A 22,314-nucleotide genomic window follows, 5' to 3' on the forward strand; every position below is an offset into this window, starting at 1 on the left:
ACCAGTGGCCCACCCGACCGCGATCCGAGTCGGCGATCGGGTGGGCTGGGCCGGAGTCCGCACTAGCACCGGGTGCGAGCCGCCAGGGCGAACTCCGACAGTGATGGGGTGGTTCCCCACCCGTCAGTAGGTGTATTCACCATCTCCCGCGCCCGCGTCGTCGCTCTGGGCGGCGTCGTCCGCGGGCGGCTTCGGCGGAGCCGGCGGGTTCTCCGGGAGGCAGGTCACGTTCTTGGTGCCGTCGGGCGACACCGCGAACCACACCTTGCCCACGTTCTGCCCGGTCCAGTCGCCGGGCTTCTTGTCGCCCAGGTAGTAGTAGAGCGGCCAGCCGCCCAGCGTGACCTGCTTCGTCCCGTCCTTGCGGGTCACCTCGCCCACCTTGGCCGCGTCCAGCCCGACGAGCTTCTGGTCACCGGCGACGACCGGCGGCCACACCTTCGCGCAGTCACCGTCACAGGCGGACTTCGGCGGCTTCGGCTTGTCGTTGTCGAAGCGGTAGAGAATCCACCCGCGCTCGTCGGTGACGACGTCACCCATCTTCTTCGTGCGCGTGCGCTTGAGCGTCGTGGGCTTCTTACCGACGTCGGCCGAGGAGGCACCGGCGTCGCCGCCGGCCGCGGTGTCACCGCCCTCCGATTCCGTGGTCTTCGGAATGACCTCGTCCGCCGGCGGGGCGACGTCGGCGGTCGCAGGTGCCGGCGCCCCGGTGGCGGCGGTGTTCTGCGCTGCGCCGTCGTACGTCGAGCCGCACGCGGTCAACGCCAGGGCCGTGAGCAGCCCAGCGGCCGCGAGGGCGGAGCGTGTCGTGACCGAGCGGATGCTCGCGTTCATCGTCCTGGTCTCCCAGTGGCGTCGGGGTAGCACGCGGCCGGCTGAGCCGCGCGATCGAAAACACGGACGACGCTCATCGCCGGTTCATAAACAACGGAGAAAGTTGCTGACGACGGCCGTCCCATTAACCCCGGGTCAGCCGAACTTTATCTCCGGATTAACGATCGATCCGCGCTGAACTGGTCGGCGCCCACCCTCGTCGCGCTGAACGAGTCCCCGGGGAAACCCGGGACGCCCTGGGACCCCTGTTACTTCCAGACGTTCGGGAGCGGTCGATGACCGGTCGTAACGACAACGCACCGGGTAACCGGCGGGTGCAGCGCACCGTCGCCGATGCCCTGCCCGGTCGATCACTAACTCTTTTCGTCGCGCTGATCGCGGCGGGTTCGATCGCGCTCGGCGCCACCTCCCTCGGATGGTGGCCCGGAGCGGCGGCGCAGGCCGCCGAACCCGGCGTCGGCACCCCCGCGCTGCGGACCGGCCAGGGCAACCCCGCCGCCGTCCCGGCGGCGGAGGAGGGCGACGGCACCGACACCCCCGCCGCCGGCACCGGCGACGTCCGGGACACCACCAAGGACCAGGCGACCGACCCGGTCGTCACCAGCGCCAGCCCGGAGCCGTTGCCGCCGAACCCCGATCTGGCCACCGCGCGGTCGATCCCGCTCACCGAGGCCGACAAGCAGCTCCTGATCAAGGTGCGGCAGGCCGGCCTCTGGGAGATCCCGTCGGGTGAGCAGGCCCAGCAGAAGGCCGAGAGCCCGATCGTGAAGGCCGTCGGACGGCAGCTGGCCGCCGACCACCGCAAGCTCGACGACTCGGTGCGCAAACTGGCCGCCGACCTCGACGTCGTCCTGCCGAGCACGCCCTCGGAGCTGCAGCAGGGCTGGATGGCCGAGCTGTCCAAGGCGAGCGGCGCGGACTACGACCGACTGTTCGCCGACCGGCTGCGTGCCGCGCACGGCACGGTCTTCAACATCATCGCCCAGGTGCGGACCGGTACCCGCAACCCGATCATCCGGGCGTACGCCCAGACGGCGAACACCGTCGTCATGCGGCACATGACGCTGCTGGAGAGCACCGGCCTGGTCGCGTTCGACGACCTGCCGGCCCCGGTTCTCTCCCAGGCGTCGTCCACCAGCGGTTCGGGCGGCCTCTCCGAGAGTTCCCCGGGCATGCGAACCATGGCAATCGTCGCGATGCTGGCCGCCGCCGGGCTCATCGGCCTCGTCAGCGTCCGCCGGATCCGCCGAGGAGCGTAATCCGATGAACGAGTTCAGAGATCCTGAGTCCTGGCGCACCCGGTCGCGGATACCCCGCGAAGCCGGTGCCTGGATCGGCGTGGCCCGCGTGCAGACCGTGGCCCGCCCGGACGACTCCTGGATGCACGACGACTGGGTCGAGGAAGCCTGCCTGGACGACGGGCCGGTTCCGGACCACCTGGACGCCCGGGCCTGGGCCGCGAGCATGCTCGCCGTCGAGTCCCGGCGAGCAGCGGTCCCCGCACCGCGCCACGCGGCCGATAGTGACGCTGAGTGGCCAGAAAATGCTGGGTCCACTGCGGAACAGTACGAAAATCCTGAATCTCCGGCCATTGCCGGACGTGAATATTCCGCCCGCCGTACGCCGCTGAGCAGCGGAAACGGTGGACGACACCGGGCGCGCACCGCGCTCCGGCTGGTCTACAGCGCCGATCGCGTTGAACCGGATTCGCCCGCGCAGCGTAGTGAGGGCGAGACGTATGAGGGGCCTGTGAACCGACCTGGTCGGCAGACCCGAGCAAACCTGCCGACCCCAACCGAGGAGACAACACCCGCATGACTGGACCCAAGAGGCACAAGCGGCCCCCCAACCAGTTCCGTCGCCGATCGCTGATCATCATGGCGGTCGTGACGACGATGGTGGTGGCCCTCGGGGTTGGCACCGCGTCGGCCGGTATGCGCGGCGACCGGGGCGGTCAGCAGAGCTGGAAGTGGGCCGGACAGAAGTGGGGTCACGGCCACGGCAAGCCGACGCAGAGCGGCAACCCGCAGGCCTCCTCCACCGCCGACCCGGCCAACTCCGAGGACCCGGACGAGAGCGCGAGCGCCGACCCGAGCGCCACCGAGGGCCAGGGCAACGGCGACGGCCAGGGCAACGGCGACGGCCAGGGCAACGGCGACGGCCAGGGCAACGGGGATGGCCAGGGCAACGGCGACGGTCAGGGCAACGGCAACGGCCAGGGCGACGGCAACGGTGAGGGCGAAGAGGGCGACGGCGGCGAAGAGGCCGAGCCGGCCCGCGGCCCGGTCGCCTCGGACTTCATCGACATCCGCCAGGTCCGTCCGAACCAGCAGGCCGCTCCGCGGGGCAACCGGAACGGCTCGCGGGGCTCGTTCCGCGTGAACTGCAGCATCAACCCCAACGGCTTCAACTCCGACAACGTGATCGTCGCGCCGGGTGTCGACAACGGTGCCCACCACCTGCACGAGTACGCCGGCAACACGACCACCAGCGGCAAGTCGACCGACGAGAGCCTCGCCGCCGGCGGTACCACCTGCACCAACGGCGACAAGTCCACGTACTACTGGCCGGTCGTCCGCGACATCACCAAGGACACCCCCCAGCGCTTCACCAACGAGCTGGAAGAGGACCTGAACGAGGGCGCTCCGCTCACCCCGAAGTTCACCATCCAGTACAAGGGCAACCCGACCCAGAAGGTCGTGGCCATGCCGAAGTTCCTGCGCATCATCACCGGTGACGCGAAGGCCTTCACCAACGGTGGCGGCAACGCGAACGCGCACTTCACCTGCTCCGGGTTCACCAACCGGATCACGACCGACAAGTACCCGCTCTGCCCGGGCGGCCGGGGGATGCAGCGTACGTTCGCGTTCCAGAACTGCTGGGACGGCGTGAACGCCGACAGCGCCAACCACCGCTCGCACGTCGCCTTCTCGGACCCGCGCACGGGCGCCTGCCCGGCCGGCTTCAAGGCGATCCCGCAGCTGACCATGACGCTGACCTACAACGTCCCGGCCGGTCCGAACTTCGCTGTCGACGGATTCCCGGAGCAGCTGCACAAGCCGATCAACGACCACGACGACTTCATCAACGTCATGGACGAGGGTCTGATGAACCGCGTCGTCCAGTGCATCAACACGGGTCGCCGCTGCTGAGAAAAAACCTCTGAACCGGCGCGCCGCCTCACCCGTCACACGGATAGGACGGTGCGCATCCCGAGGGGATCGGGAGCACCGGCCGATCGGACGCCCGTCCGATCGGCCGGACTCTTTGCAGGGACGCAGATGCGCGACGGCCGGTGGAACTACGAGGAGGACGTGAATGGAACCCGCCCTGCTGGCGGCATCCGCTGAGGACGCCGCGGCCGCGGCCGCTGTGCACGTAGTCGCGGCGGCTGTGGGATTCGCTTCCACGATCGCACTGTGGATCAGCATCCTGATGGGCACCGCGCTCGGCCGCTCCTGGTCGCTGCCGTGGATCAAGCACGCATCGCTGAAGAACCTGCACATGTCGTTCGCGATCGGCGGGCTCGCGCTCGGCATCGTCCACGGTCTGGCGCAGCTGGCGGCTCCCGGCACGTACGTGCGCGTGATCGACGAGTTCATTCCGTTCATCAACCCGACCAAGCCGATCGGCGTCGGGCTGGGCACGCTCTGCATGGAGATGTTCATCGCGATCGCGCTCTCGGTGCCGGTGCAGCGCCGGCTCGGACACGCGCGCTGGCGGATGCTCCACTCCACCGCCTACGCGGCCTACACGGTCACCGCGGCGCACCTGGTCTTCACCGGCTCCGAGGTCAAGGGCCTGGTCACCTGGGCCGTCATCGCGTCCTGGGTGATCGCCACCGGCTTCTGGCTGGCGGTCGGCCCGAACAAGTACGGCAAGCGGCTGGAGACGGTCGCGGTCGGGCTGCACGAGAAGCGGGTCAACACCACGACCGTCAACGTCGACCCCCACGTCTGCGCCCGGTTCGGGTTCTGCGAGCACGAGGCGCCGGAGGTCTTCAAGCTCCAGCACACCGGCCGCCTGGCCTACCGCACGACGGTCGAGCCGCACGAGGTCGACAAGGTCTACAACGCGGTCAAGATCTGCCCGGCCCGTGCCATCACGATGACCGGCCCCGGCGTCCCGTTCGACCTGACGATCCCCCCGGGCGCCGAGAGCGCCGGGCCGAAGGTCAACATCGGCCCCACGACCGGCCCCGGTCAGGACTACGCGCCCGGCGTCCCCAGCGACAACCGGGAGACCACCGTGGTGCCGCACATCGCGCCGGTGTCCCCGGTCGACGGCCCGCGTGCCGTTCCGGACGTGCCCACCCCCGGCCCCCGGGTCGTTCCGGACATGCCGACCAGCCCGGCGGCACCGTCCCAGCCGTCCGGTCCGATGCCGGTCCCGGCCGGCGCGTCCAGCGGACCCGGTGCGCCGCGGCCCACCGGCCGGCTCGGACCGTTCCCTCCCGGTGGCCCCGGCCGGCGACACGGTCAGCCCGTGAACCCCCCGCCTCCGCCCCCGCTGCGGTCGGTACCCAACCGACCGGAACGCAGGGACAACACCGGCCAGTTCAACAACGTCACGGGGCTCCGCCCCCGAGGAGGTAAGTGATGCAGAGGCGAGCGGCAAACATCTCCCGCCTCGCGCCCCAGAAGTCACTGGCGAACCTGGGGCCGGCCGATCGGATCCTGATCGTCGGCGGTGGCCCCGCCGGTACCGCAGCGGGCGAGGAGCTGCGGCGCCTGGGCTTCCGCGGTCAGATCCAGCTGCTCTGCCAGGACCCCGGCGGCTCCTACGACCGGCCGGCCTGCTCCAAGGGCCTCATCACCGGCACCCAGCGCCCCAAGGACGCCCGGATCGGCGTCACCGACAAGCGCTGGGAGATCAACTGGAGCCTCGGGCGCACCGCGGTGGCCTGTGACATGAACGAGCGGGTCGTCTGGGCCAACACCGGCGAGGGCTTCCGGTTCGACGGCCTGGTGATCGCCAACGGCGCCCGCCCGACGCTCAACAGCATGTGGTCCGGCCACGCCACCCCGCACATCGTCCACGACATCGAGGACGCCTGGGGCATCCGGGTCGGGCTGCGCACCGCCGAGCACATCGCGATCGTCGGCGGCGGTTTCACCGGCACCGAGCTCGCCTGCAGCATCCGCGGCATGGGCAAGAACGTCACGCTCATCCACCCGCGCAACGTCGTCCTCAACGGCGTGCTGGACGCGACGGCCGCCGAGCTGATGACCGAGGAGCACATCGAGGACGGCATCGACATGCGCCTCGGCCGCCGCGTGAAGGCCGCCGACCGCATGGGCGAGAAGTGGCAGCTGACGCTCGACAACGGCGACCGCGTGAACGCCGACATGGTCGTGATGACCGCTGGTGAGAAGCCCTCGATCGCCTGGCTCGAAGGCACCGGCATCGACACGTCCGACGGCGTGATCTGCGACGACGCGCTGCGCGTCCTGGACACCGACGGCAACGTCGTGCCGGGCGTGGTCGCGGCCGGCGCGCTCGCGAAGTGGCCGAACTACTGGATGAACGGCAAGAACGGCCGGGTCGGCCAGTGGATCGCCGCGCTCGAGCAGGGCCAGCAGGCGGCGCGGTCGCTGCTCGCCGGTGACGCGGCCACCCACCCGGCGATTCTGCTTCCCCGGTACTGGTCGCAGCAGCTGGGACTGCGCGTCCAGGTCTGCGGCGACATCTCCGACGAGAGCGACGTGCGTCGCCTCGAGCGTCGTCCCGGGCACCGGAAGACCGCCCGCAACGGCGTCCTGACCTGCCACTACCGCGGCCGTGACCTGGTCGGCGTCGTGGCGATCAACGCGCCGTCGGAGTTCGTCACGGTGGCTCGTGAGCTGTTGTACGCGAAGCCGCGCTACGAGCTCTCCGCGCCGCGTCGTCCGGTGCAGGTCCCCACCGGGATCCTGTCGCGCGACGGCCGTCGTCTGGCGGCGACGGGCTGACCAGCGGCCGGCCGCCTGACGGCCGGCGTGTCAACGCATCGATGTGGTCCCTGCCGACGGGCACCCGGTACGAACCGTCATCGATGTGTCGCCCGCCCCGGCGTTCGCGCCGGGGCGGGCTTCTTCGTGCCTAGAAGCTTCTCCCGTGCCTAGAAGCTTCTCCCGTGCTTAGAAGAGCGACGCGATCGTCGAGAGCACGTTGGAGTAGAAGCTGCCTTCGATGTCGCGGAAGAGCTGGAAGGGATGGTTCGGCTCGCCGATGAAGGGGCGGAGGGTCCAGGCCAGCTGCGTGCCGACGAACCCGAACAGCAGCGCCCAGACGTAGAGCAGCCGAGTGTTGACCGGCCGGTCGAAGGCGCCGGGAGCGGGGTGAGCCTTTTGCGCGGCGTTGATCTGGTGCGCGGCGTGGACCTGGTGCGCGGCGTTGATCTGGTGGGCGGCGTGGATGTTCTGGTGGGCGGCGTGGATGTTCTGGGTGTTCGGCACCGTGTGGACGGCTGACGCGGCCGGGACGGCGTGGGGGCCGTGGGGATGGGCGTCGAGGGCCTCCCAGGCGTAGCGGGGCTCCGGACGCGGTGCCGGCTCGTGTCCGGACAGCCGGTTCAGACCACGCATGCCGTCCACCATCAGGCTGAGCCCGATGAACCCGGTGAGCATCAGGATGCCCACATTGAGGAGCTTGAAGAACGAGTAGTCGCTCGAAGTCACCAGGAAGAACAAGCTGATCGGCGCGAACGCGAGGGTCAACGCCCCGGTGACCGTGATCGCCACCAACACCAGCGCCAACGCCTGCCGGATCGACAACCGGGCACCGAACACGAGGTTGAAGAGGTACAGCGTCGGAAGACAGATCGCGAGCGTGAGCAGGAACAGCAGCGGAAGTTTCACCGCGGACGACACCGCCTGCAACGGACCGGCCGAGGCGCCGAGCACCAGCCCGTAGAACGCCAGCGAGATCACCGAGCTGACCAGCATGCGACGGAGCACCGTGTTGAGGTTCTGCTCGGCGAGGATGTCGCGCCAGAGGCCCTCCCGATCGCGCAGGATCCGCTCGATGATCAGCGTCTTGGGCCGCGCCGCCGCCGTGCTTGCACCGATCGGTGCAACCGTGCCGGGTTCGGTGTCACCGATCGGTGTCACCGTGCTCCCCCGCTCCCCCACGCCCGAGGAAGCCACCGAGGCCCCCTGAACCACCGGAGCCACCGGAGCCACCGGAGCCACCGGAGCCACCGGAGCCACCGGAGCCACCGGAGCCACCGGAGCCACCGGAGCCACCGGAGGGGCCGGAGGTGCCTGGACTGGCGCCGCGATCTCGGCCGCCGGAGCCAAGTGTTCCGCCGGAGTCACCTCCGCAGCCGGGATCACCTCGGCCGGAGCAGTTACCTCAACGGGGTGAGCCACCTCGGCTACTGACGCTTCGTCGACCGCCACGACATTCCGGACGGTCGCAGCTTTCCGAGTGACAGGCGCCTTCCGGGCCGAGGCCTTCCGGGCCGGAGCCTTGGAGGCGGGCGCTGCCGAAGCCGCCGGCGCCGAAGCGGGAGCCTTCCGGGCCGAGGCCTTCCGGGCGGGGGCCTTGGAGGCAGGGGCCTGCGGGGCTGCGGGAGCCTCCACCTCGGCGGCAGCCACCTGCGGCGCGGGAGTCTCCTGAGGTGCGGGAGTCTCCCGAGGTGCGGAAGCCTCCGGTGGGGCGGACGTCTCCTGAGGGGCGGAAGCCTCCGGTGGGGCCGGCGTCTCCTGAGGGGCGGAAGCCTCCGGTGGGGCCGGCGTCTCCTGAGGGGCGGAAGCCTCCGGTGGGGCGGGAGTCTTCCGGGCGGTGGCGGACTTTCGGGGAGCGGGGCTCTTCCGGGGAGCAGGGCTCTTTCGGGGAGCGGGGGTCTTTCGCGCGGGTGGGGCTTTTCGGGCTGGTGGTGCGTCGCCGCCGTCGGGCGCGGAAGCCGCCGGAGCGGGCGGAGTTGCGGGGTCGATCGGCTCCGCCACGATCACCGCCCCATTTAATCCTTTATCGAGTTCTCCGTCCGGATACATCGCGTCCCTCCAGTCACTCGCACACCACCAGTGCGGTAGCGCTCAGTTGAGCGCGGAGACTAGAGCAACCTGTCAACGAGTCAATCGACGTCCGCCCCGGGCGCGTGCCCGGCCTCGGCGAGATTGCGGACCACCCAGCCCCGCTCGTCCTCCGACAGGGACTCCCACCACGGCTGGGCCTCCCACCAACGCTCCCCACCGTTCGGGGAGTCACTCCCGGCCGCTACCTCACCCGGCGGGTCCCCCGCGCCCGCCTCCCGCGCCGGCAAGCCCACCGCACCAGCACCGGCCGCATCGAGCTCGGCCTCCCCGCCCGGACGCGAAACGTTCTCGGCCTCCCCGCCCGGACGCGAAGCGTTCTCGGCCCGGCGGGCCAACCACAGCGTGCCCGCCGCGCACCCGGCTCCGAGCACGGTCACCAGGGCGGTAGCGGCGAGACTCACCGCCGCAGAATACGTCGCTCACACCAGCAACTCGGGTGAACCGGCGTCCCCCGCAACCCGTCTGTGAGAGTGCACCGCCTGCGAGCCGCGTAACCCCCTAGACCGGCCCGATGGAAGGACCTGCGTGAAGCACTCGATGGACCTGGGCATGTTCCGACAGGGCAACCACAGCCCGTCGTACGCCACCCTCACACGCAGCATGGGCGCCGGCGCCGAAGAGCTTTCCGACTTCTGCATCCCCTGCAACCCGTACTTCCCCACCCCGGAGATGTTCGCCGAGCTGGCCTCCAAGCTCGAGACGATGCTCAAGTACTACCCCACCGACGCGGGCGCGATCACCGGGCAGCTCGCCAGCCTCCTGCAGATGCCGCCGCAGACGATCGCGATGGGCAACGGCTCGACCGAGTTGATCACCTGGATCGACCACCTGCTCATCACCGAGAGCATGGCCACGCCGGTGCCGACGTTCGGTCGCTGGACCGACCAGTCGCTGGAGACCGGCAAGCGCGTCGACATGTTCCAGCTCCCGGAGGCGGGCGGGTTCGCGCTCGACATCGACGCGTACATCGAATTCATCCGGGAGCGCGGCTCGCGGGTGGCGGTGGTGTGCAACCCGAACAACCCGGACGGCAACTACATCCCCAAGTGGGAGGTGCTCCGGTTCGTCGACTCGCTGGCCGATCGTGACCTGGTCGTCGTCGACGAGTCGTTCATCGATTTTGTCGACGCCGAGCACCGGCCGTCGATCGCGCAGGAGGCGATGCTGCGCAACAACGTCGTCGTGCTCAAGAGCCTCGGCAAGAACTTCGGTCTGCACGGCATCCGGTTCGGGTACGTCGTCGGCAACCCGGCGCTGGTGAAGAAGATCGGCTCCCGGCTGCCGAAGTGGAACCTGAACTCGCTGGCCGAGTCCGTGGTGTTCATGCTCCGCGACCACCTCGGTGAGTACCGCGAGAGCCTGCGCCTGCTGGCCCGCGACCGCTACGAGATGATCAACGAGCTGCGCCGCATCCCCGGCATGCAGGTCTTCCCGTCGCAGGGCAACTTCGTGCTGGTGAAGCTCCCGGCCGAGGTCGAGGGGCCGCGCCTGCGCGACTACCTGCTGCAGCGGCACGGTGTCCTGATCCGCGAGTGCGGCAACAAGCTCGGTATCACCAGCCAGTTCGTGCGGCTGGTGGTCCGGCCCCGGGCCGACACCGAGCGGCTGCTCAACGGCATCCGCAGCTACCTGACCTCGTCGTTCTCCGAGTCGCTCGACGGCGCGACGCCGATGGACCTGAACAACCGGTTCGCGCAGCCCTCCGGCGTGCAGACCGGAACCCACCAGCTGATCGAGGACGACCCGCTGGGCGACCGGGTCGTGCCGCTGATGGGCTCCGACCCGCTCGGCGGCCCACGGATGGCCCGCGCGCGCTAATACCGTTCTTTCCGGACGTCGAGGTGCGTCCACGCTTCGAGCCCGAGGACGCCCGGCATCGCCCGGACGTCCTCGAGCAGTTTCAGGGTCTCGTGGGCGTCGTAGGTGACCGCGGTGCCGATCAGGTCGGTGCGCCCCACCACGGTCGCGAGGTACTCGATCTGCTCGAGACCCTCCAGGACGGCGACGACCGGCGCGGGATCGCCCCCGAGCGTCACCTCGAAGCCGGTGAGGACGGGCGCGCCCCACGCGCTGGCGTTCACTTTCGCCCCGACGTGCACCGCGCCCGACTCCAGCAGCCGTAACACCCGGGAGCGGGCCGCGCTGGTCGAGAGGCCCACCCCCTCGGCCAGCTCCGCGAACGAGGCCCGGCCGTCGCGTCGCAGGTGCGCGAGCAGGCCGCGGTCGGCGTCGTCGATCGGACTCTGTTCGTACGGGCCGGGCGGGAAGTGCGTGTCCTTGCGGATCTCGGTGTAGACCCCTGTCTCCACCCGGCGGACGCCCGGCAGGCCGGCGACCCGGCGCACCGTCGCCGCCAGCGCCGCCTGATCGGCGGACCGTACTTCGGCGATCAGCGAGAACCGTCCCGCGACCGCGGACAGGAACGGGATCTCCGGGAATTCCGCCAGCGTGTCGGCCACCGGCGACACCGGGCCCTCGATCGTCAGCCCCAGGTGGGCGTAGGCGGTGAGGCCGAACACCGACGGGTGGACCACGCCGACGATCGTCACCAGCCCGCTGTCGAGCAGCCGGCGCATCCGCGCGGTCACCGCCGGGCGGGACAGGCCCACCGCCGCGGCCAGCGCCTCGAACGTGGCCCGCCCGTCGCGGCGCAGCTCGGCGAGCAGCGCGCGGTCGAACACGTCGGCGTCCATCGGCCTCCGGTTTCGGGTTAGTAAATCTCTGCGGCCATCTGGATTTCAGACCGCAGATCCGTAAGTAGCGACGCTAGCTTACGAGCGTTGCAGCGGCGCTACCCCCAGCTTGCCGCTGAAAGTCGAACCCCCGGAGGCTCCCCGTGCACTCCTCCCGTCGTCAGTTCCTCACGAGAGTCTCGTTGGCCGCCGGCGGGATGGCTCTGCTGGCCGCCTGCGGTGACGGTGACGCCGAAGCCACGCCGTCGGCCGCGCCCTCCGGCGTCGACGCGAAGTGGCCCGACCTGACGTCACGCCAGGTCGTCGTGGCCGGTTTCGGCGGCGAGACCTACGAGGTCCGGCAGAAGCTGGAGTTCGACCCGTTCACGAAGCTCTCCGGCGCGCGGGTCACCCAGGCCTCCTGGGACTACGGCAAGTTCACCGAGATGGTCGCGAAGCCGAACCCCGAGTGGGACATGATCGACTTCGACGGCTACTCGATCGCCGCGCTGATCGAGGGCAAGACCCCGCCGGGCAAGCTCGCCGACTGGGTGCGCCGCTGCGACCTCGTCGACAAGCAGTACCAGGACTACGCGGCGGGCAGCTACGCGTACAGCGTCGTGCTGGGGTGGTCGACGAAGCTCGGTGCGACGCCGACCGGCTGGGCCGACTTCTTCGACACGAAGAAGTTCCCCGGCAAGCGGGCGTTCCCGAAGTCGATCTACGCCGGCACCGCCGAGCTGGCGCTGCTCGCGGACGGCGTCGCGAAGGACAAGCTGTACCCGCTCGACCTGGACCGGGCGATCGCGAAGATGGACACGATCAAGAAGGACATCATCTTCTACGACTCGTACGCCCAGGGTCAGCAATACATGGCGCAGGGCAGCGCGTCGATGATCGCGACCGCGAACAGCCGGATGATCCAGCTGAAGGACAGCGGCAAGCCGATCGACTGGACCTACCAGGACGCGATCCTCTACCCCTGGGGTGGCTTCGCCCTCACCCAGCAGGCACCGAACGCCGACGCCGCGAACGCGCTGATCGACTACCTGTCCACCCCCGAGGCGCAGGCCGCCGTGGCCAAGGAGCTCTACCTCGGTCCGACCGTGTCGGCCGCGCTCGATCTGCTGACGCCCGAGGAACTGGCGAAGCAGCCGAGCGCGCCCGACAACGTGGCGAAACAGCTGTCGGTGGACGTTCCGTCGCTGGCGAAGCAGGACGGGGAGTACGTCGAGAAGTTCTTCGCGTGGGTCGGCAAGTGAGCGAGGGCGGGCGGTGGCTGCTCCTGCCGCCGCTCGCACTGCTGCTGATCGGGCTGATCGGTCCGCTGGTCGCCGTGCTCGCCGCCGGCATCGCGGCCGACGGGCCGGTCGGCATGCTGACCGAGCCGTTCTCCAGCGAGCTGTTCCTCGACGCGGCGGTGCGGACCCTCTGGCTGTCGTTACTGGTCAGTGTGTTCACGGTGGTGATCGGCACGGTGTACGCGGTGGCGCTGGCCGCGGCGCCGCGCTGGTTGGCCGGCGTGCTGTTCGGGGTGCTGTTCCTGACGTTCTGGGTGTCGCTGCTGGTCCGCACGTTCGGCTGGGTGCTGACGTTGCAGCCGGCCGGGGCGCTCGACGTCGTCGTGGGCGGCGACGGGCTGGGGTTGTACCAGACCACGCCCGGCCTGGTGCCCGCGATGGTCCACATCATGCTTCCGTACCTGGTGCTGCCGGTGTACGCCGATCTGCGCGCGCTGGACGCCACGCAGCTGCGCGCGGCCCGCAGCCTCGGCGGCGGTGAATGGTTGACGCTGCGCTCGGTCGTGCTCCCGGCGATCCGGCCCGGTGTGCTGGCCGGCGCGGTGATCGTGTTCGTGCTGAGCCTGGGGTTCTACGTCACGCCGGCGTTCCTCGGCGGCCCCGGCGGCCAGGTGGTGTCGATCGTCATCGGTGCGCAGTTCGGGCGGTTGCAGAACCTGGGCGGCGCCGCGGCGATGGGCGTGCTGCTGCTGGTGGCGACGCTCGGCCTGTACCTGCTGGCCGACCGGTTCCTCGGGATCGGGCGGGCCTGGAGCGCGGCGGTGGAGCGTGAGTGACCTCCGCCGGGCGGCACCGCGCACGAGCGCGATCGCGGTCGCGCTCGGCGTCGTCGTGGCGCTCTTTCTGCTGTTGCCGTTGCTGGTCATCCTGCCGGTGGCGTTCAGCGCCGACTCGTTCCTGGTGTTCCCGCCGCAGGAGTGGTCACCGCGCTGGTTCAGCGCGGTGCTGAACGACCCGGCCTGGCGGGACGCGCTGGGGCTCTCGGCCCGGATCGCGGCCGGCGCGACCGTGCTGGCGACGGTGGCCGGTACCGCGGCGGCGTTCGCGTTGCGGCGGCTCCGGCGCGGGCAGCGGGCGCTGCGCACGGTGATGCTGGCCCCGCTGGTGGTGCCCCAGCTGGTGCTGGCGCTGGGGCTGTACCTGGCGGTCGACGACCTGGGCGGCCGGGCCGGGCTCGGGACGCTGCTGGTCGGGCAGGCGGTGCTGGCCACGCCGATCGTCTACCTGGCGGTCGCGGCCGGGCTGGCCGGGGTGGACCCGGCGCTGGCGCGGGCCGCCCGCAGCCTCGGGCACACCTGGCCCTCGGTGCTGCTGCGGATCGAGTTGCCGCTGGTCGCGCGGAGCGTCGCCGGTGCGGCCGTGCTGGCGTTCGGGCTGTGCTTCGACGAGTCGGTGCTGGCCTACTACCTCTCGCCGCCCGGGCGCGAGACGCTGCCGACGCGGATCTGGCTGGACGCGAGCCAGAGCGCGTCACCGGCGATCGCGGCGGTGAGCACGCTGGTGATCGGGCTGGCCGTCGTCCTGCTCGGGTTGAGCCTGCTACTGGGGAGACGACGCCGATGAGCGTGGAGATCGACGAACTCACGGTGCACCTGGGTGGCACCCGGATCCTGGACGGCGTCAGCCTGACCGTGCCGGCGGGAAGCTTCGCGACGCTGCTCGGACCGAGCGGCAGCGGCAAGACCACGACGCTGAACGTGCTGGCGGGCTTCGTCGCGGCGACGTCGGGCGACGTGCGTGTCGACGGCGAACCGCTGCTCGACGTGCCGCCGCACCGGCGGGACATCGGCGTGGTGTTCCAGAACTACGCGTTGTTCCCGCACCTGTCGGTGGGCCGGAACGTCGAGTTCCCGCTGCTGGCGCGGAAGGTGCCGTCCGCGTCGAGGCGGGCGCGGGTGGCGTCGGCGTTGGAGTTGGTGCAGTTGCCGGACGTGACCGACCGCTCGGTGCGGTCGCTGTCGGGCGGTCAGCAGCAGCGCATCGCGCTGGCCCGCGCGCTGGTGTTCGAGCCGAAACTGCTGCTGCTGGACGAGCCGCTGGCCGCGCTGGACAAGCAACTGCGCGAGGCGATGCAGCTCGAGCTCAAACGCATCCAGCGGGAGACCGGGACGACGACGGTCGCGGTGACCCACGACCAGGTGGAGGCGCTGTCCATGTCCGACGTGGTGGCGATCATGCACGAGGGGCGGATCGTCCAGGTCGGATCGCCCGAGGAGGTGTACCGGCGGCCGGCGACCCGGTTCGTGGCCGGGTTCCTCGGGGAGGCGAACCTGCTGCCGGTGGTGGACGGCCGGGCCGCGCTGTTCGGGAACCCGGTCTCCGGTTCGGGGATCACCGTGCTGCGCCCCGAGGACCTGGAGCTGACCGCGGCCGACCATCCGGGCACGGTGGCCGCGACCGTCACCGACGTCGTCTATCAGGGCTCGCGGCTGCGGGTGACGGTGACCGCGGAGGAGACCGCGCTGGTGGTCAGCGCGATCCCCGGCGAGCTGGCCGTGCGGCCGGAGGCCGGGGACACGATCGGTGTCCGTCACCGCGGCGGCGCCCTGCGCGCGCTCGCCGACGCGTGATGCCCGTCGTGGTGGTGGTCGATCCGTTCGCGGTGGTGTCCGAGGTGGAGTCGCGGGTGCCGGCCGAGGTGCGGGTGTCATCGGTGGTTCCGGCCGGCGCCGGGATCGTCGCGCTGCTCCTCGGGCCGGAGACGCCGCTGACCCCGGCGCAGCTGGACGCGTTGCCCGACCTGCGGATCGTGGCGGCGACCTCGGCCGGGACCGACCACGTGCCGGTCGACGCGGTCACGGCGCGCGGCGCGTGGGTGACCTCGACCGCCGGTTACTGCACGGACGAGGTCGCCGACCACACGATCGCGCTGGTGCTGGGTTTGCTGCGCGGCGTCACCGCGCTGGACTCGGCGGTGCGGGCCGGACGCTGGGACGTCCGGGAGGCCGCTCCGCGTCGCATCGCCGGTACCACGCTCGGGGTGATCGGCTTCGGTGCGACCGGCCGGGCGGTCGCGGCTCGGGCGACCGCGCTGGGCATGCGGGTGCTCTCCGCGTCGTCGGGCGAGGACCTGTCACCCCTGCTGTCCGGATCCGACGTGGTCACCCTGCACGTGCCGCACCGGCCCGGCGCGAAGCCGGTGCTGGACGCGGCGGGAATCGCGGCGCTGCGGCCGGGGGCGTTCGTGGTGAACGTCGCCCGCGGCGCCGTGCTCGACACCGCCGCGCTCGGTGCGGCGCTGCGGTCGGGTCACGTCGCCGGTGCGGCGCTCGACGTGCTGCCGAGCGAACCCCCGCCGCCCGACGACCCCGCGCTGAGCTTTCCGCGCACCGTTCTCACGCCCCATGCCGCGTGGTACTCCGCCACGGCGGCGGTGCGTCCGTACGTCTGGGCCGCCGAGTCCGTCGCGGCGGTGCTGGCCGGTCAGGAGCCACCGCGGGTGGTGGGCCGACCGTGACGACCCTGTCGGTGTTCCAGTCGCTGTGGGCGATGGAGGATCTGCCCTGGCGTTCGGCGCAGCCGTGGACGCTCGCCGAACGGGTCGAGCGGATCGCGTCGGCCGGCTTCGCGGGGCTCGCGGTCGACCTCGGGGCGCGGGAGGCACCCGCGGCCGCCGAGCTGGCGCCGCTGCTCTCGGGCCTGCGCAGCGCGGTGTTCACTTTTCTTCCCGACGACGCCGCGCTGGACGCCGCGCTGGCGTACGCCGACACGATCGGCGCGGAGCTGGTGGTGGGCTGCGGACAGGTGTTCCCCGGCGACGTCGGGACCGCGGCGGACATCGTCCGGGGCTGGCTCCGGCGCGCCGGAGGGACACCGTTCCAGCTGGAGACCCACCGGTACACGCTCACCAACGACCTTGGTTTCACCGTCTCCCTGCTCGACGCCGTCCCGGAGCTGACGCTCGCGGTCGACCTCTCGCACTACGTCGTCGGCAACGAGCTTCCCGACGCCCCGGATCCGCGGGTCGAGTCGCTGATCGGGCGGGTGCTGGCCCGCGCGGGCTCGCTGCAGGGCCGGATCGCCACCCGGGGCCAGGTGCAGGTCTCACCGTCGTTCCCGCAGCACCGCGACACCGCCGAGCGCTTCCGCCGCTGGTGGACGGCGGGCATGCGGTCCTACACCGGGGACGACCTGATGTTCTGCTGCGAGCTCGGCACGGTGCCCTACGCGATCACCGGACCGGACGGCGCCCAGATCAGCGACCGCTGGGCCGACGCGCTGCTGCTCAAGTCGTGGGCCGAGGAACTCTTCGAGGGGAGCACCGCATGACCGTCGGGCCTCTGGACGACCGAGCCATCGGCACCAGCATTCTGCCGGCCGACGCCTACACCGATCCGGCGGTGTTCGCGGCCGAGCGCGGTGCGATCTTCGAGCGGCGCTGGGTCTGGGCCGGGTTCACGCACTGGGTGTCGGCGCCGGGCAGCTCGCACCCGGTCACGGTGGCCGGGCGGCCGCTGCTGATCACCCGGGGCCTCGACGGCGTGCTCCGGGTGTTCCACAACATCTGCCGTCACCGCGGCATGGTGCTCTCGGAGGAGCCCAGCACCCGCAAACGCCTGCGCTGCCCGTACCACTACTGGACGTACGACGTCGACGGTGGGCTCTGCGGCACGCCGTACTGGGACCGCAGCAAGGGCTCGGCGCCGGACGAGGCGACCCGGGACGCGCTGGCGTTGCTGCCGGTGACGCACGCCGAGTGGGCCGGGATGGTGCTGGTCAGCCTGGGCGAGCCGGGCCGGCCGCTGGGCGAGGCGCTGGCGCCGCTGCGGGAACGCTGGGCCCCGGTCGACCTGGAGCGCCTGCACCTGGCCGCCGAGGACACCTACGAGATCGCGGCGAACTGGAAGCTCGTGGTGGAGAACTTCCTCGACTTCTACCACCTGCCGTTCGTCCATCCCCAGGTCGGACCGGCCGCGGCCGCGTTGGACATCGACGACGTCATGCTGGCCGACGACATCCTCGGCGGCTGTTATCCGCGCGGGGCCGCGGGCAAGGCGGCGAAGACCTCGTCGCCGCTGCCGATGTTCGGGGACGTACCGGCCGCGCTGCGCGACCGGCAGGACATCTTCTGCGTGTTCCCGAACGCACTGGTGTTCCTGGAGGCCGACTGGTTCCAGGTGATCGGCTTCGAACCGGTGGCCGCGGACCGTACCGTCGAGCACATGGCGGTGTTCGTGGACCGGACCGCGGCCGGGCCGGAGTTCGAGGACGCGCGCAAGGCGTTGTCGGCGGTGCTGTTCGAGGTGAACGACCAGGACGTGCCGATACTCGAACGCCTGCAGCGTGGGCGGAGCTCACCCGCCGCCGACCGCAACCACCTGCTGCCGCACTGGGACCAGATCACGGCCCGGTTCCAGGTGCTGGTGGCGTCCGCGTTGGAGGGCGTCGATGAGTGAGTGGGACCTGCGGTGCGAGCTCGCCGCCGTCTACCGGCTCGTCGACCACTTCCGGATGACCGACCTGATCTTCACGCATATCTCGGTGCGGCTGCCGGGACCGGAGCACCACTTCCTGATCAATCCGTACGGACTGTTGTTCAGCGAGATCACCGCATCGAGCCTGGTGAAGATCGATCTGTCCGGGCGGGCCGTCGAGCCGACCCCGCACCCGGTGAACCCGGCCGGGTTCGTCATCCACAGCGCCGTGCACCAGGCCCGCGAGGACGCGCAGTGCGTGCTGCACACGCACACGAAGGCCGGGTGCGCGGTGGCGGCGCAGCGCGACGGGCTGCTCCCGCTGAACCAGATGTCGATGGAGTTCTACGACCGGGTCGGCTACCACGACTACGAGGGGGTCGCGCTCAGCCTGGCCGAGCAGAAACGGCTGGTCGACGACCTGGGGCCGCACCCGGCGCTGATCCTGCGCAACCACGGCCTGCTGACGGTGGGCCAGACGCCGGGGCAGGCGTTCCTGCGCATGCACTATCTCGAGCGGGCGTGCGAGATTCAGGTCGCGGCGCAGGCGACCGGGGTGCCGCTGGTGGTGCCAGAGCCGGAGGTGTGCGAGCGGACCGCGCGCCAGCTCACCGGCGTGGACACCGGCGACGATTTTGTCGACGACCAGGCGGGGGCGCTGGCGTGGTCGGCGCTGCGCCGGCTGGCTGACCGGATCGCGCCGGACCTGGCTTCCTGACTCCAGCGGCGGTCCCGCCGCCTCCACCGAGAAAGTATGAGAAAAGCGGGCAACGTACCTTGTTCGGAAACAACCACCGGCCACAGTGGTCTTAGGATCGGCCAACCACCGCCTACACCCGGGAGCCAGCGCGTGGACCGTCCGGAGTGGAGTTCGGACACGGTGACGTCCGCACCCGGCCGACGAGCCGGTCGCGCGGAGCACAACCGCGCGGTCGACATCGCGGTGTTCGCGTGGGAATGGGCCCGCAACCTGAGTGGTACGAGCTGGGTGGCCGACGACCGGACGGTGATCGTCGAACGGTTACGGCTGCTCGTCGACCAGGCCGCGGACGCGCTGCACGGGCACGCGGACTCGGCGGCGGCCGGACGGGCGATCGGCGAGGGCGTGGTGACGATCGGGTTCGCCGCACCGGACGCGCTCGGCCGGACGTTGTACCTGCTCGGCACGAGGTTGCCGGCGGAACTGGGTATCGATCCCGCTGACGGCGTGCTGCCGCAGCGGCTGGCGTCACTGGTGGGAGCGGTCGGAGTGGGATTCGCGCGAGCCGCACACGACCGGACGCTGGCCCAGCAGGACGCGATCCGGACCTCCGACCTGGTCGCCCGCCAACGCGCCGAGCGCGCTCTCCGCTCCCAGCTGGCCGCCACGAACGAACCCGCCGAAACGCCCGGCGAGACGGAGCCGGACGTAGAGCACCCGGCGGCCCCGGTCAGCCGCACCGGACGCGTGCTCGACACCGGCTACCGCTCCGAGCTGCCCGCCGCACTCGAGCGCGGCGAGGTCGTGCCCTACTACCAGCCGATCGTCGCCCTCGACGACGAGCGGCTGCTGGGCTTCGAGGCGCTGGCCCGCTGGGAGCACCCGGTGCGCGGCACGTTGCCGCCCGCGGCGTTCCTGCCCGACGCGTCGGAGTCGGAGCTGTTCCGCGCGCTCGGGCAGCGGCTGCGCACGGAGGCGTGCGAGACCGCGGTGAGCTGGCAGCGGGAGGCGGCGCGGCCGCTCTTCGTCGGCGTGAACGTCTCCCCCGCCGAGCTGCGCGATCCCGCGCTCGTCGACGACATCCGCGACCTGCTCGACCGCACCGGCCTCCCGCCGGAGCTGCTGCACCTGGAGATCACCGAGGACGTCTCGCTCACCGACGCCGACCTCCCGGTGCTCCGCGGGCTCGCGGCCACCGGCGCGCACCTCACGCTCGACGACTTCGGCACCGGGCTGTCCCGGCTGGCGATGCTCCCGGTGTTGCCGATCCACGGTCTGAAGCTCGCCGGTGCGCTGCTCGACCCGGTGCGCCAGTTGCCGTTCCCGGCCGCGCAGGCCGGCACCGACGTGCTGGTGACGGTCACCGCGCTGGCGCAGCGCCTCGGCCTCACCACGACCGTGGAGGGCATCGAGAACATCGCCGAGGCTGGTCTGGCCCGGCGTCTCGGCATCGACCGGGCGCAGGGCTGGCACTACGGCCACCCGCTCCCGGCCCGTCACGTCCGCGCCTACACCACCTGGGCCAACTGACCGCCGGTTTTCATTCACCGGAATGTCCTCCTTGTAGTTCGACGCGTTCGGGCCGACGCTCCGCCCGTGCCGCCGACGCACTCGGAGGAGCTCGCGTGAAACCCGTGGACGCACTGCTGGAGATCCTGCGCAGCGAAGGCGTCCAGTACGTCTTCGGCAATCCCGGCACCACTGAGCTGCCACTGCTCGACGCGCTCGTGGACGCCCCCGACCTGCGGTACGTGCTGGGGTTGCAGGAGGCGTCGGTGGTCGCGACCGCCGACGGGTACGCGCGCGCGACCGGGCGGACGGCGTTCGTGAACCTGCACGTCGCCGCCGGTCTGGCGAACGGGCTGATCGGGCTGCTCAACGCGAGCCGGTCGCGGACGCCGATGGTGGTGCTGGCCGGGCAGCAGGACCGCAGGCACCTGCTCGCCGACCCGATGCTCTCGGGCGACCTGGTCGCGCTCGCGGCGCCGGTCACGAAGTCGGCGGTGGAGGTGCACCAGGCCTACGACCTGCCGGTGCTGCTCCGGCGGGCGTTCGCGCTGGCCCGGCGCCCGCCGTCGGGGCCGGTGTTCGTGTCGGTGCCGATGGACCTGCTGGAGGAGGAGGGCCCGGTCGCGGTCGGGGAACCGTCGCGGGTGGCCGGGCTTCCCGCCGCCACCGCGCTCGACGACGCCGTGCGCCTGCTGTCGGCGGCGTCGGCGCCGGTGGTGGTGGCCGGGGACGCGGTGGGCCGCGAGGGCGCGGTGCCGGAGCTGGTCGCGGTGGCCGAGCGGCTCGGCGCGACGGTGTGGTCGCAGCCGATGTTCGACGGGGTCGACTTCCCCGGCGGGCACGCGCTGCACCGAGGCATGCTGCCACCGCGGCACGCGTCGATCCGGGCGGCGCTGGAGCCCCACGACGTCGTGCTGATCGTCGGTTGCCACGCGTTCATGCCGCACCACTACACGCCGGGGCCGGCGATCCCGGAGGGCACCGCGGTGGTGCAGCTCGACTCCGACCAGCACGAGATCGGCCGCAACTTCCCGGTCGCCGCCGGCCTGGTGGGCGCGATCGGCCCCACGCTCGGTGCCCTCGACGACGCGCTCGCCGACGCCCTGTCCGCGGGCCCGTCCGAGGCGGCACGGGAGCGGCTGACCCGGATCGAGGAGCGGGCCGCGCGCACCGCGGCCGGGACCGCGGCGCAGCGGGACGCGGTCGACGCCGGTGCGCGGGCGAGGTACGGGCCGGCGCCGCTGGATCCGCTGGCGGCGATGCACGCGCTGGCGTCGGGGCTGCCGCCGGACGCGGTGGTGGTCGAGGAGGCGATCACGGCGGGTATCGCGCTGCGCTCGGTGTACCGCCCGGACCGGCCGAAGTCCTACGTGCACACGGTCGGGGGCGGCCTGGGCTGGGGCATCGGGGCCGCGGTCGGCAGCAGCCTGGGCGACCCGGGCCGCCCGGTCGTCGCGGTGCTCGGCGACGGTTCGGCGATGTTCGGGCTGCAAGGCCTGTGGAGCGCGGCGCGCTACCGGACCCCGGTGACGTTCGTGATCGTGAACAACGGCGAGTACCGCACGCTCAAGGACACGCTCGACGGCACGAAGAGCCGCTCGGCCGAGCGGAACACCTACCTGGGCCTCGACCTGCCCGGCCTGGACTGGCAGGCCGCCGCGCGGCTCTTCGGGCTGGCGTCGACGCGGGTCGGTCACACCGACGAGCTGCGTGCCCTCGTCGCGGGCGCCGGTGACCGGGCCCGACCGCTGCTGGTCGAGGTTCCGGTGACCACGCACGCGTTCACCGCAGCCAGCGGTCTGTCCACCGCAGAGGCGACCTGAGAACGATTGCGGTGCGGTACCGGCGACGCCACGATCAGCG

General features: G+C 71.4%; 20 protein-coding genes. 16 read left to right on the forward strand and 4 right to left on the reverse strand.

Features of this window, described 5'->3' with window-relative positions:
• Positions 1-123: 123 nt before the first annotated feature.
• Entirely contained in the window at positions 124-834 is a 711-nt protein-coding gene (locus ABD437_RS37195; RefSeq protein ID WP_344653655.1) for a hypothetical protein, read from the reverse strand.
• Positions 835-1,109: 275 nt separating this feature from the next.
• Between ABD437_RS37195 and ABD437_RS37200 the strand changes: the two genes are divergently transcribed.
• The 5 genes from ABD437_RS37200 to ABD437_RS37220 all read left to right on the forward strand — a co-directional run bounded on the left by ABD437_RS37200 (position 1,110) and on the right by ABD437_RS37220 (position 6,785).
• The gene (locus ABD437_RS37200) at positions 1,110-2,093 is read left to right on the forward strand and encodes a DUF4142 domain-containing protein (protein WP_344653656.1); all 984 of its coding nucleotides are present in this window, start codon (positions 1,110-1,112) and stop codon (positions 2,091-2,093) included.
• 4 nt (positions 2,094-2,097) lie between these two features.
• Entirely contained in the window at positions 2,098-2,652 is a 555-nt protein-coding gene (locus ABD437_RS37205; protein WP_344653657.1) for a hypothetical protein, read from the forward strand.
• Positions 2,649-3,986, forward strand: coding sequence for a DUF1996 domain-containing protein (locus tag ABD437_RS37210; protein ID WP_344653658.1), 1,338 nt, complete (start codon positions 2,649-2,651; stop codon positions 3,984-3,986). The genes ABD437_RS37205 and ABD437_RS37210 overlap by 4 nt, the downstream gene beginning before the upstream one ends.
• 166 nt (positions 3,987-4,152) lie before the next feature.
• Complete coding sequence (locus ABD437_RS37215; protein WP_344653659.1) at positions 4,153-5,433, forward strand: 4Fe-4S domain-containing protein; 1,281 nt, start codon at positions 4,153-4,155, stop codon at positions 5,431-5,433.
• Complete coding sequence (locus ABD437_RS37220) at positions 5,433-6,785, forward strand: NAD(P)/FAD-dependent oxidoreductase (RefSeq protein WP_344653660.1); 1,353 nt, start codon at positions 5,433-5,435, stop codon at positions 6,783-6,785. The genes ABD437_RS37215 and ABD437_RS37220 overlap by 1 nt, the downstream gene beginning before the upstream one ends.
• Positions 6,786-6,953: 168 nt before the next feature.
• On the opposite strand, the gene ABD437_RS37225 is transcribed toward ABD437_RS37220, so the two are convergent.
• Positions 6,954-7,925 carry a hypothetical protein gene (locus ABD437_RS37225; protein WP_344653661.1) on the reverse strand — a complete coding sequence of 324 codons (972 nt, stop codon included), beginning with the start codon at positions 7,923-7,925 and terminating at the stop codon, positions 6,954-6,956.
• Positions 7,926-8,893: 968 nt separating this feature from the next.
• Positions 8,894-9,256 (reverse strand): hypothetical protein, encoded by a 363-nt coding sequence (locus ABD437_RS37230; RefSeq protein ID WP_344653662.1) that lies wholly within the window; start codon positions 9,254-9,256, stop codon positions 8,894-8,896.
• Between the two features lie 124 nt (positions 9,257-9,380).
• Here ABD437_RS37230 and ABD437_RS37235 point away from each other — a divergent pair, with 124 nt between their 5' ends.
• The gene (locus ABD437_RS37235; RefSeq protein ID WP_344653663.1) at positions 9,381-10,673 is read left to right on the forward strand and encodes a pyridoxal phosphate-dependent aminotransferase; all 1,293 of its coding nucleotides are present in this window, start codon (positions 9,381-9,383) and stop codon (positions 10,671-10,673) included.
• Here ABD437_RS37235 and ABD437_RS37240 read toward each other — a convergent pair.
• On the reverse strand, positions 10,670-11,548 hold the full coding sequence (locus ABD437_RS37240; RefSeq protein WP_344653664.1) for an Lrp/AsnC family transcriptional regulator: 879 nt from the start codon (positions 11,546-11,548) through the stop codon (positions 10,670-10,672). The genes ABD437_RS37235 and ABD437_RS37240 overlap by 4 nt on opposite strands.
• Before the next feature lie 143 nt (positions 11,549-11,691).
• Between ABD437_RS37240 and ABD437_RS37245 the strand changes: the two genes are divergently transcribed.
• From ABD437_RS37245 to ABD437_RS37290, 10 genes are all read left to right on the forward strand, one after another.
• Positions 11,692-12,789 carry an extracellular solute-binding protein gene (locus ABD437_RS37245; protein WP_344653665.1) on the forward strand — a complete coding sequence of 366 codons (1,098 nt, stop codon included), beginning with the start codon at positions 11,692-11,694 and terminating at the stop codon, positions 12,787-12,789.
• Complete coding sequence (locus ABD437_RS37250; RefSeq protein WP_344653666.1) at positions 12,774-13,604, forward strand: ABC transporter permease; 831 nt, start codon at positions 12,774-12,776, stop codon at positions 13,602-13,604. Before ABD437_RS37245 ends, ABD437_RS37250 begins: the two co-directional genes overlap by 16 nt.
• Positions 13,597-14,391 (forward strand): ABC transporter permease, encoded by a 795-nt coding sequence (locus ABD437_RS37255; RefSeq protein WP_344653667.1) that lies wholly within the window; start codon positions 13,597-13,599, stop codon positions 14,389-14,391. Before ABD437_RS37250 ends, ABD437_RS37255 begins: the two co-directional genes overlap by 8 nt.
• Positions 14,388-15,398: an ABC transporter ATP-binding protein gene (locus tag ABD437_RS37260; protein WP_344653668.1), complete on the forward strand. Its 1,011-nt coding sequence runs from the start codon at positions 14,388-14,390 to the stop codon at positions 15,396-15,398. Before ABD437_RS37255 ends, ABD437_RS37260 begins: the two co-directional genes overlap by 4 nt.
• Entirely contained in the window at positions 15,398-16,285 is an 888-nt protein-coding gene (locus ABD437_RS37265; protein ID WP_344653669.1) for an NAD(P)-dependent oxidoreductase, read from the forward strand. The genes ABD437_RS37260 and ABD437_RS37265 overlap by 1 nt, the downstream gene beginning before the upstream one ends.
• The gene (locus tag ABD437_RS37270) at positions 16,282-17,097 is read left to right on the forward strand and encodes a sugar phosphate isomerase/epimerase (protein WP_344653670.1); all 816 of its coding nucleotides are present in this window, start codon (positions 16,282-16,284) and stop codon (positions 17,095-17,097) included. Before ABD437_RS37265 ends, ABD437_RS37270 begins: the two co-directional genes overlap by 4 nt.
• On the forward strand, positions 17,094-18,224 hold the full coding sequence (locus tag ABD437_RS37275; protein ID WP_344653671.1) for an aromatic ring-hydroxylating oxygenase subunit alpha: 1,131 nt from the start codon (positions 17,094-17,096) through the stop codon (positions 18,222-18,224). The genes ABD437_RS37270 and ABD437_RS37275 overlap by 4 nt, the downstream gene beginning before the upstream one ends.
• Complete coding sequence (locus ABD437_RS37280) at positions 18,217-18,960, forward strand: class II aldolase/adducin family protein (protein WP_344653672.1); 744 nt, start codon at positions 18,217-18,219, stop codon at positions 18,958-18,960. Before ABD437_RS37275 ends, ABD437_RS37280 begins: the two co-directional genes overlap by 8 nt.
• A 132-nt stretch (positions 18,961-19,092) precedes the next feature.
• The gene (locus ABD437_RS37285; RefSeq protein WP_344653673.1) at positions 19,093-20,472 is read left to right on the forward strand and encodes an EAL domain-containing protein; all 1,380 of its coding nucleotides are present in this window, start codon (positions 19,093-19,095) and stop codon (positions 20,470-20,472) included.
• A 95-nt stretch (positions 20,473-20,567) separates the two neighbouring features.
• Entirely contained in the window at positions 20,568-22,274 is a 1,707-nt protein-coding gene (locus ABD437_RS37290) for a thiamine pyrophosphate-binding protein (protein WP_344653674.1), read from the forward strand.
• Positions 22,275-22,314 lie beyond the last annotated feature (40 nt).

The organism is Cryptosporangium japonicum (assembly GCF_039524755.1).
Taxonomy (GTDB): Bacteria; Actinomycetota; Actinomycetes; order Mycobacteriales; family Cryptosporangiaceae; genus Cryptosporangium; species Cryptosporangium japonicum.